This window comes from Cryobacterium sp. Y62 (assembly GCF_002929785.1).
Lineage (GTDB): Bacteria > Actinomycetota > Actinomycetes > Actinomycetales > Microbacteriaceae > Cryobacterium.
The window spans coordinates 1-10,509 of the sequence record NZ_PJJK01000057.1 but is presented as its reverse complement, the minus strand read 5'-3'; the positions used below and the strand labels follow the sequence as shown (position 1 = coordinate 10,509).

Below are 10,509 nucleotides of genomic sequence, written 5' to 3'. Positions count from 1 at the left end.
CCGACAAACCCACCAAGAATGACCGCCTCGAACTAGCCGCCTAAACTCCCACTGGTCTCATCCGCCTTGACAAGTTCCGTCCTGCGGATCGCACTAGCCGCACTGGCACATCGTGATTGCGGCCAAACAGTGCTTCGCCGTCGAACTGTAGGACAATCGGCTCGATTTGGGCACAGACCCGTCTCACGGCGAGGACCACGTCATCAACAGACACATCAGTGATGAAATTCGATGCCAGCGTCACGTGTGCCGGCCAATCCTTTCGGCTGAATAATGTCCCAACGGCGATCGGCTCGAACAACGCGACCACGACATAGCGCTCACCAATCACGGAACCTTGCATCACTTCAGCATGAGGATCGCCCAGTTGCAAGTCAAACGCCACCCTGAGTCGGCGCACCTGCTCTCATGGCCCTTGACACTTGAATCCCGGGGAGCGTCCCCCCTACGGGACCGGCCCGACGCGTTGCAGACGAGTACGGAAAATGACGAGTGCCTCCCTGCACACCGCACTCACGCTCTTAGTTGGCAGAATGGAGCGCCGGAAGTGCATCAAAGTAGACCAGCACGTGTCGGGTCTCGGCATCCGGCTGTGGAGGCGATGCCTGGTAGCGAGCGATGACGTCCCTGATTTCACAGACCATGTCAGTGAGCGATCTGGCACTCAGATTCAGAGATTCGGACGTGGTGATACTGGCGTCGACCCAGGCTCGAGATTCGCGATCCAGGGCAGAAGCCCAGTCCGTCAGGTGGACGACGCGTTCGCGAGCGGTTCGGTTCAAGAGTAGGGCGACGGCAGCCGCTGCTTCGGGATCGTCGCTGTGCAGACTCCTGTTGACGGAGAAACCTTCGGGGTTTGCCCGCCACCATCGTTCCCTTCCTGTGCCGAGGTCGGGCGCGTCTTCGAGGAGATGATGCTTCGCCAAAGCGCGGAGGTGGTAACTCGTATCACCGGTGGACTCTCCTGTGGATTTGGCGAGCATTGTCGCGGTGGCCGGACCATCGTTGACGAGCGCCCAGTAGAGACGTAGGCGCAGGGGGTGCCCGAGTGCTTTCAGCGCGGAGGCATCGAGGGCGGGCGCATCATGTTTGCGATCAGTCATATTGCAGAGTACCTTTGCAGAGAAAGTTTGCATAACTTATTTGAAATGAGTTTACATGAAGCGTCCACCGCTCGGCGGGAAGTTCGCGACACTCCTGACTGCAACGGGAATTGGCAACCTTGCGGACGGCCTCCTACTGACCGGGGCGCCACTGCTCGCGGCGAGCCTGACCCGTTCACCGTTGCTGGTATCCCTAGTCACGGCCATGGCTTCCCTTCCGTGGCTTATCTTTGCGTTACACGCTGGAGCGCTGGCGGATCGACGAGACCGGAAGAAGATCATCATCGCTCTCGCCTGGACGCGTGCAGCACTGCTCCTCAGCGCGGCAGTAGCGGCCTTTGCCGGATTGGCTCCGCTTCCGCTGCTCTATGTCGTCGTATTCCTGGCAGGAATCAGCGAGGTATTTTCGGACGTCTCCTCGCAGTCCTTGATCCCACTCGTCGTGACGCGCGCGCAACTCACAAGTGCGAACAGTCGGCTCATGGCAGTGCAGAATGCCGCCAATAGTTTCCTGGCTGCACCGTTGGCCGGCGTACTGATTGGATTCGGCGCGTTTTGTGTTTTCGGCATCGCCGGTTTCCTGTTCACCCTGTCCGCTCTCGTCCTGATCAGGCTCCGAGGCTCGTTCAGAGCCGATCGCCCGGAAAAAACCACAGTTCGTGCTGACATCGCCCAAGGGATCTCCTTCCTAGTGCACCACCGCCTGCTTCGCAGCGTCGCCGTGCTGTCCGGCACCCTCAATCTCGCCTTCACGGCCTATTTCTCCATCTTCGTGCTCTGGGCATCCGGGCCCGGGTCGGAAATTGGACTCACGCCCCCCGAATATGGCGTCCTGCTCGTCACGCTGGCAGTGGGGTCAGTAATGGGAGCGTTTCTGGCAGAGTTCTTGGTGCTGCGACTGGGTGAGACCATGCTGATCCTCGGTGGGCCTTCCGCCATCTCGCTCCTGCTGCTCGTGCCCTGGATAGTCCCCTACGTCCAAGCAGTGGCCCCCACCTTCGTACTCCTGGCCATCTGCCTGGGAGCAACCAATGTGGCGCTCGTGTCCATGCGGCAAAGGCTGATCCCGCCGGAATTGTTGGGTCGGGTCAATTCCAGCTACCGCCTCATCGGAATGGGTACCGTGCCGCTGGGCGCCCTGGTCGGCGGCGCCATCGGAAGTGCGACCAACCTCGAGACTGTGTTCGTCAGCGCAGTGGTGATCGCCCTGAGCGGAGTGCTGGCGGCCGCAGCCAGTGTTTCGCCACGCAGAATACTCGCGGCCGAAATTCCATAGACCCCTCGTGCGATCCGACCTGGGATATCCACCAAGGTGTTTTCACCAACGATCTGGATTCGGGGGCATCGCGCCGCGTTGTATATCGTGGCTCCAACGTGCTCCGTCAAAACAACTTGTGAAATCGTCAATATCGGCGGCGCTGACAAGCTGGTGGCGGTTGGGTCGCTTGCCTGAATTGGCGGATTGGGCGGCGGTGCCTTGGCTACCGCCGCGGCGTATCTTACTTCGCCGACCAGTTGGCCGGCTCCGGTCGCCAAGACCGTTTGTTCATCTCGCAACCTCGGCGGAGGGGGAAAGTCCCGTAGAGGGTTCGGCTTACGGTACAACTCCTCAGCGCTCACTAGGGGGGCCAACGCGCTTCCGCAGTGCTCTCAGGGGGTCCCGGATCGCTCAGCGAGCCTGAACCTGAACCTGAACCTGAACGAGTGTTTGTGGGCAAGGCTGGTTTGTCCACGTGCCGGTGAGGACCTCCGGTGTCGCAGTGTCGTCGAACCTGGCGAGCCAACCCGAGCGGTTTCTCTGGGGAGGTCGCGGGGCGAGTAACCGGGCCACGACGAGTCTCAGGGCGCCTGCTTCAACGACGGTCGCGCCGCGGTCGTGCCGAGTGGACACTGTGCCGGCCGAAGATAGCGGAGGGACGGGCGCGTCGTTCTTCCCGCTGCCGGTGACGACGGCCGTCGACTCGCGGAGAACTCGCACGCCATCAATTTCGATGTACTGCTCTGCTTGGCGGCCACCCGTGAGAGCAGCCGTCGCAACCGCCGCCAGATATGCGGGGTCTCCCGTAGCGTCGTACACCCACCGTTGGCCCAGAACTGAATGCTGCATGGTGCCGATAATCCAGGCCTCGCCGCCTACGAGCGGCACACCGCGGTAGGTCAGAGGTACTTGTAGTACTGGGCCGTCTCCTGCCCTGACGAGTATTGTTTCGATGCCCACCTCGCCATTGGGATCGTCGAAGCGGAACGAGCCAACGCTCGTGAAGGTCGCGCTGGCGCTGCCTTCAAACCACGGCTGGGTCGGCGCCCATCCCTTGATTAGCTCGATCTTCGACGGCCGCAGCTCGGCCTGATACAGGAGTGCCATACCGCCGATTCTAGGGGACACCCACGTGGGCCCTCCCTCTGAAGTCTTGCAAGCCGCCCTTCCTCTCAAGCCGCGTTCGGCGACAGGTTAGAGATCGCTTGAGCGCTCGGTAAGGGTTCGGTTTGCGGGCGCGAGGTGTTGCGGTCTGGCCGAGCAGTCTGGAATCAGGACTGCGGTATCACGAAGTGCGCAACGACGGTCAAGACCAGGATGATCGGAACGGCAAACACTGTCCGTCGCGACTGTCCGCCCAGCCACCGGTTTGATCTGGGCCGGAGCAGCAGCCCAACCAATACGGTCGCCAGCAGCGCGAACAGGATGCCTGCGCTGATCAGCGACGCACGGACGGGCAACAACTGTGGCGGGCACACCGCCGGAAGACTGGCCGCGCAAGCCCAACTGGGAAGGACCGGCTGCGCCATCCAGAGTACGAGTAATCCCAGGAGTACGGTCCCCACTGCGACGGCGGGGGAGCGCGTGGCGCCGACGGTCTGGATGGGCATAGAGCCAGACTATCGATCAAGCACTACTGCGGCGCGACGGCTGTGGCGCTTGATTCTTCGCGATAGTGTGAATCAGTCCCGTAGGGGGTTGGCGGATTCAACCGGTCGTCGCAACGATGGGCTTTTCTGGCTCTGACAATAGTCGTTGCATGGCTTGAGCGAGTGTGATGCCGCCGAGCGTTTTGCGGGGTCGATTGTTGAGTTCGGTAGCGACTTCGAGTAGCCGCTCGGGCGAATGGATGGATAAGTCGGTGCCTTTAGGGAAATATTGGCGCAGCAGCCCGTTGGCGTTTTCGTTGGTGCCCCGCTGCCACGGCGAATGTGGATCACAGAAGTAGATCGCTATCGTGGTGGCCAGCGTGATCTGCCGGTGCTGGGCCAGCTCGGTTCCCTGATCCCACGTCAGAGTCTTCCAATTGGCGAAACGATCATCTCGTCCGAGGGCGCTCTGGGTTCTGAACAATTCGAAGTTGCTGCCTCGAGCGGTTCGCGGTTCGTACTCCTGGCAGAGCTGACGATTACCTATTACAGCAGCGCCGAATAGCCCATAGCTGCTCACTGGATATCCAACGAAGACGGGCTGGCCAGGCAGTTAGATTCGGTCAGCCCCACTGATACGTTCATTCCTCCCAGATGTTCAACAGCAGAAGGCCGCGGTGTGAAGAACACGTAACGGGTGGTTCAGGGCGATGTTATTTGGCGCGAGTTGTCCTAAGAGGTATTTACCGTGCTGACAGCATGTCGGGGATTAGTCTGCGTCGCCGGACGGCGCGGGTGAGCCCATGTCTTCGGACCAGACCGCGGTGGCTCCGCTGTGGCCGATGAGTATTGCTTGGACGGTGGTCTCGGTAGAGATAGGCGATTTCAAGCGGTGGAAGCTGGCCATGATCTGCGATCATTAGTATTGCCGCAGACGATGCCCGGCTGGCAAGCCCGAAATCAAACCGGGCTTGATCCCTGGCTTGGGGGCTCCCAAGGCATGACTCGTGCGTTCGGCAAGGCCAAGGCGAAGCGCTCCTGCTGTACAGCGAGTGACATTCCAGGAGCCGGCCGGCCCGGTCACAGGCCATTCCTGGACGTTCGCTGCGGCAAGAATGCTCTTCAGGCGTCTGCCCTTGACTGGGAAGCCCCATCGGCGTTTCCATCTCCTTCCGCCTTATGCCTGCTTTCAGGGGCTACCTGCGTTATGGAATTCATCAAACCGTTCAAACGCAACGCCAGCTGAACGTCGAGGCTGAGGGCTGGTTCCTTCCACCCGGGCCCGATGAGAGCGGTGATTCGTCCGAGCCGTTGGTAGAGCGTGTTCGCGTGGATATGCAATGCGGCACACGTGCGGGCATGGTGTTGCGACAGTTCCAGATAAGTCGACAGCGTCGCAGCAAGGTTTCGCTCGTGGTCGTGGTCGTGGCTGAGCAGCGGACCAACTGTCTGTCTAACGAAGACAGCGAGCTGGTTGCGACCCGCCTGGCTGAACACCGAGCGATAGATGCCGAGCTCGGATACCTCTGCGATGTCGTGGGAACGTCCAAGTGCGTTGAGCATTGTCGTGGTTTGCTGCGCTGCCTCGTGGGCTGACCGTACAGCACGAACGCCACTTATGCTCGGCGCAATGCCTATCGTCCCGGGATAGTTCCCGTCGGCGAGGCGTTGTATGCACTGCTTCACCGCCTCCACGGGTGTCCCCGGCAAGAGCACAACGATGTGCTCGGCATGCTGTCCGGACCAGCCGTGGAATTCCTGCGCCAGACTGAAGGCCAGGCGGCGTGCCTTCTCCGCGTCACCGGTTCCGGGGTCGGCAGACACGACAACAACCGCTGACACTTTGTCGATATCGATGCCCACGGATGCCCCGTGTCGGGCCACACTTTCTTCATCCGCCTGGCTCCAGAGCAATGTGTTGATGAACTCGCTGCGTGTGCGAAGCTCGACTTCGGCAAGCGAACGTTCGGAGGCAACCATGATGGCGACGGCCGTAGAGCCGATTGAGATCAGCCGAACGGACTCTTCGTCGAGCGGTCCTTGGCTTTCAGCAACAAGGCAACCGCCATATCCGGTCGACAGCAGGACAGGGACTGCGACCCGTGGGGTCGCTTTTGAGCTGGCTCTGAGCGGAACGGCGGACGTTGAATTGGCGAAGAGAGAAGAAAACTCGGGATTCTCGGCATTTTCGAACCTCACTGGCACCCCGACGGCCTGTTCAAGCTCGTGGAGTATGTTCGTGAGCCGGCCGCCGCTGATTACGATCCCGGTGAGTCGCTCCCTCAGCTCGAATGCGCGCTGGCGCGTATCATTTGTTTTCTTCAGGGCCGCGATGGCGCCGCGCAGGGCTTCGGCGGAGCGCTGTTGCTGCTCGAAAAGTGTGGCGTTGCGGATTGCCACAGATGCATGTGCGGCGAGGGCAGCCAGGAGCTCGATCTCACGTTCCGTGAATTTACGGGGGCTACGGTTGGCGGCTAGCAAAACGCCGAGGGTCTCGTTGCCGACAATCAGGGGCACGCCGAGAATGCCACCGAGATGTTCACTGCATGCGGCATCGTCTACATATCGAACGTGGTCGATCACGCTGTCCTTGAGGTAATCCTCCGTCCACAGCGGCTTCCCTGCGCGCAAAACTTCGCCGCCCAGTCCTTGGCCGGGACCGATTTCAATGCCGCCCAGCACAGAGCCCAATGAGCCGTCGGAGACTTCGATTCGCAGATTGTCCGGTTCATGACGAAGCATGAGGTATGCAACGTCGGTGGCGAGGAGGCGCCGGGCTTGCGAGGCGACCTCCTGCAGCACGTCACGTGGTTCGCGTAGGGAGGCAAGCCTACGGGCGAGGTCATTGAGGACGGTGAGTTCATCGGAGTGCTGCCGGCGCTCCGAGAGCCGCTTCATGACCGCCAATACTTTCCCGGTTTGGCGCTCAATCTCTTCTTGCATGGACGCCGGGGATTCGTCCACCAGCCGCTTCCGGTAGCTCTCTACCTCGGATAGCTGTCCGTCACCGGCCAGGAAGTCGAGCCAGTCCCCTAAGCTCGGCGGCTGGCTCGATCTCCTCAGCCCAGCGGAAGCATCGTTCGCATCGATTGGAAGCACATTTTAGTATTGCACGATGTGTTTCTGCTCGACTTGGGTCTGCTCCAACGCGTCGGTGCCGTCCTGCTTCAGCGTGGATTTCATTGCGATGACGACCACGCCGGCCAGGACCATGACGGCGCCGACAACCCACATGCCCGCCTGCTGGGAACCTGTTAGCTCCGCCAGCCTGCCAGTGATGTACGGGCCGATGAAGCCGGACAGGTTGCCAACGGAGTTGATGAGTGCAATGCCAGCCGCTGCGGCCGCCCCGGAAAGGTACAGGGATGGCAGCGGCCAGAAGGTAGGCAGGGCTGCGCAGATACCCATGGTGCACACGGTGATTGCGGCCATGGCCGCAAACGGTGAATCGAGGTAGAGCGCGATTGGGATCGCAATGCCGCCGATGATGGTCGGGACGGCAACATGCCAGATTCGTTCGCCCGTCTTGTCTCCGTGTCTGGCCCAGAAATACATGGAGAAACAGCCGAACACGAACGGAATTGAGACGATAAGGCCCTGTTGCATCACCGAAAAGTCGGTGTTGAACTCCTTTTTGAACCCCGCGACAATCGTTGGCAGGAAGAAGCTAATGGCATACAGGCCATAGACGATGCCGAAATAGACGAAGGCCAGCGCCCAGATACGTCCTTGGGTCAGGGCCTGCTTGATTGATACATGGGGTCGAGCCGCGGTGTGTGTGGAATCAGTGTCCATCTCATGTTGTAGCCAGGCCCGCTCGTCATCGGTGAGCCACTTGGCGTCGGCCGGCCGCTCCGTCAGGTAGAACCAGCAGACCACGCCCAGAACGACAGCAGGCAGGCCTTCGATGAGGAACATGAACCGCCAGCCGTCCAAACCAAACATGATCTGGTTGCCGGCAGTAATAAGCCAGGACGACATCGGCGAGCCAACCGCGGCGGACAGCGGCACGGCAAGAATGAACAGGGCTAAGGCTTTGGCCCGCTCACGCTTGGGGAACCAGAAGGTGAGGTAAAAGATGATGCCTGGGAAAAATCCGGCCTCGGCGATACCAAGCAGAAAACGCAAGATATACAGGGTCTCTGCGTTCGGGACGAAAGCCGTCATGGTGGCGATGATTCCCCAGCTGACCATAATCCGGGCTATCCAGCGACGGGCGCCAAACCTGTGGAGAGCCAGGTTGCTGGGAACTTCAAGGATGAGATAGCCGATGAAGAACAGCCCGGAGGCCAGGCCAAAGGTAGTGGCCGTCAGACCCAGTGCTGCGTTCATGCCGTGGGGCGAAGCAAAGGCGAGATTGGTCCGGTCCAGGTAGTTTATGAAATACAGCAAGCCGAGAAAGGGGGACAGTCGCAGTGCTACCTTGCGCAACACGCGTTTGCGCATCGCCGGATCCGCTGAATGTTGCTCTTTGATCGTCTTCATGGGACTCCTCGTTGAGTTGAATAAGCAGGAGGCGGCGCATTGGCACCATTCGCAAGGCCGCAGGGTTCTCCAACAATGCTGGGAAATCCAGTATTGTTACCATCGCCTATGACGTAATTAGGTGTGGAAATGCCTTGCCCGGGTTGAGCGTTCCATGGGGGTCAAGCGCGTCCTTGACCGACTGGTGCATGCTGATGACTCGTGGTTCCAGTTCGTCACGTGCGCCGGGCAGCTTGAGCAGACCCACGCCGTGTTCCCCGGTGACGGTACCGCCCAGGGCACGGCAATCATCGACGATCTGGTCGAAGGCGGCCTTCGCCCGGGCCTGCGCTGGCAAGTCGCCCACTTGGGCAATAATGAGTGGGTGCAGGTTTCCATCGCCGGCGTGAGCAATATTGGCAATGACAACATTGTGCCTCGCGGCCGACGCCTGGATCCGCGAGAGCATCTCAGGAACAGCTGAGCGCGGTACGCAAACGTCCTCCGTCAGAACCGGGCCAAGGCGTTCGAGCGCAGGATAGGCCATGCGCCGGGCCAGAAACAGCCGACCAACGTCTGCGGGGTCGACAGCTTGCTCAACGTTTGATCCACCTGAATCTCTGAAGACTGCCGCGACCCGGTCGGCCAGCTCGCGGCCAGCCGTTCCTCCTTCATCGATCTTGGCGAGCAGGAGAACGTCAACGTTCGCCGGAAGACCGAGATTCAGCCACTCGTCTACCGCCCGCAGGCAGGTGCGGTCGATGAGTTCAAGGGCGGCAGGAACGATCCCTTCAGACGAGATAGCTGCTACAGCGACGCCCGCGGCTGTCAAGGACGGGAAGTATCCGACAATGCCCTGTTCTTCACGCCCTGCCAGTGGCAGGAGCTTGACAATCACCTCAGTGATGATGCCCAGCGTCCCTTCCGAGCCGACCATCAGGCCGGTCAGGTCGTAGCCTGTGACGCCCTTTGCGGTGCGGTGGCCGAGGTGGACGATCTCCCCGTCGGCGAGGACTACGGTCATGCCAAGTACGTAGTCGCCCGTAACGCCGTATTTTACGCAGCAAATGCCGCCCGCGTTGGTGGCTGCGTTGCCGCCGATCGTTGAGATGCCTGAGCTTGCCGGGTCCGGCGGGTACCAGAGTCCGACAGCGGCTGCTTCCTCCCGGAGGGCATCGTTGATGACGCCGGCCTGTGCAACGGCAAAGCGCTCATCGGCGTTGATCTCAATGACATCATTCATGAGCTCCAGCGAGAGGATGATGCAAGCGGCGACACTATTCGCACCACCAGAGAGCCCGGTTCCCGCACCTCGGGGAACTACGCGGATGCCGCGTTCATTGGCATAACGGACGACGTTGGCCACTTCTGATGTGGTGCTCGCCAGCACTACTGCGAGAGGTGTCTCGAACGGCGCCCATTCAGCGTCGTCGTGGCTGTACGTCGCAAAGGACTGGTCGTCGGTGAGGACCATCCCCTTTTTCACCAACGCAGACAAATCTCCGGCCAGATCGTTTGAAATTATTGCTGTCCTGACCATGCTGCAATTCCTTTACCGTCCGCACTGACTAAGGAGAATTGGTTCCGAATCAACGCTAAGGGGAGACTCAGGTCAAAACAACGCACAATGTATCCATGAAATAGCGTCGGTTATGGATATTTGGTCCATGGGCACCCGAGTGCGCCTTATCCTCCGCCGACAGCCAAGGCCATCGCCCAGGGAGCAGCACCCGCATCCGAGTACGGCAACTACGCACGTGAGACCCTGGAACAGGCACGTCGATCGAGTACAGCATCGGCTCAAGCTGAGGAAGACAGCCCGAAAGCCGCGCTCAGCTTTGCGCGTTCCCTGAAGGTCAGGGTCCCTTCACCACATTCACGTCCGGCAACGAGGTCGGACGCCGCCACGGCACGTCCCATGACCAGACCATAAGCAGAGAATGCTTCAAGTTAGATGAACAAAAAATGTTCTCCACTCCAAACTATTCAGCAGTTTTTGCAATAGTTGGAGTTCTACCGGTAACCCAGCATGTTGAGTACCGGCCTATTGCCTAGCCAAAATCCCTCCAGCCAGACTCCAGCCAGGCTGCCCTCC

General features: G+C 60.3%; 8 protein-coding genes and 1 pseudogene. 1 reads left to right on the top strand and 8 read right to left on the bottom strand.

What is annotated here, in order from left to right:
* Positions 1-40: 40 nt before the first annotated feature.
* Both CXY71_RS22505 and CXY71_RS01205 read right to left on the bottom strand, forming a co-directional pair.
* Complete coding sequence (locus tag CXY71_RS22505) at positions 41-343, bottom strand: 2'-5' RNA ligase family protein (protein WP_104133903.1); 303 nt, start codon at positions 341-343, stop codon at positions 41-43.
* 178 nt (positions 344-521) lie between these two features.
* Positions 522-1,103, bottom strand: coding sequence for a helix-turn-helix transcriptional regulator (locus tag CXY71_RS01205; protein ID WP_104133905.1), 582 nt, complete (start codon positions 1,101-1,103; stop codon positions 522-524).
* A 55-nt stretch (positions 1,104-1,158) separates the two neighbouring features.
* On the opposite strand from CXY71_RS01205, the gene CXY71_RS01200 reads away from it, so the two are divergent.
* Positions 1,159-2,379: an MFS transporter gene (locus tag CXY71_RS01200; RefSeq protein ID WP_104133902.1), complete on the top strand. Its 1,221-nt coding sequence runs from the start codon at positions 1,159-1,161 to the stop codon at positions 2,377-2,379.
* 393 nt (positions 2,380-2,772) lie between these two features.
* On the opposite strand, the gene CXY71_RS01195 is transcribed toward CXY71_RS01200, so the two are convergent.
* The 6 genes and pseudogenes from CXY71_RS01195 to CXY71_RS01170 all read right to left on the bottom strand — a co-directional run bounded on the left by CXY71_RS01195 (position 2,773) and on the right by CXY71_RS01170 (position 9,954).
* Positions 2,773-3,468 (bottom strand): hypothetical protein, encoded by a 696-nt coding sequence (locus CXY71_RS01195; RefSeq protein ID WP_104133901.1) that lies wholly within the window; start codon positions 3,466-3,468, stop codon positions 2,773-2,775.
* A 164-nt stretch (positions 3,469-3,632) separates the two neighbouring features.
* Complete coding sequence (locus tag CXY71_RS01190; RefSeq protein ID WP_092449009.1) at positions 3,633-3,971, bottom strand: hypothetical protein; 339 nt, start codon at positions 3,969-3,971, stop codon at positions 3,633-3,635.
* Between the two features lie 97 nt (positions 3,972-4,068).
* Positions 4,069-4,383 (bottom strand): annotated as a pseudogene (locus CXY71_RS01185) (IS30 family transposase); the annotation flags it as partial.
* 689 nt (positions 4,384-5,072) lie between these two features.
* The gene (locus CXY71_RS01180; RefSeq protein WP_104133900.1) at positions 5,073-7,049 is read right to left on the bottom strand and encodes a GAF domain-containing protein; all 1,977 of its coding nucleotides are present in this window, start codon (positions 7,047-7,049) and stop codon (positions 5,073-5,075) included.
* A 3-nt stretch (positions 7,050-7,052) separates the two neighbouring features.
* Positions 7,053-8,435, bottom strand: a complete 1,383-nt coding sequence (locus tag CXY71_RS01175; protein WP_233204319.1) for an MFS transporter — start codon at positions 8,433-8,435, stop codon at positions 7,053-7,055.
* Positions 8,436-8,541: 106 nt separating this feature from the next.
* The gene (locus CXY71_RS01170; RefSeq protein ID WP_104133899.1) at positions 8,542-9,954 is read right to left on the bottom strand and encodes an FAD-binding oxidoreductase; all 1,413 of its coding nucleotides are present in this window, start codon (positions 9,952-9,954) and stop codon (positions 8,542-8,544) included.
* Positions 9,955-10,509: the final 555 nt, after the last annotated feature.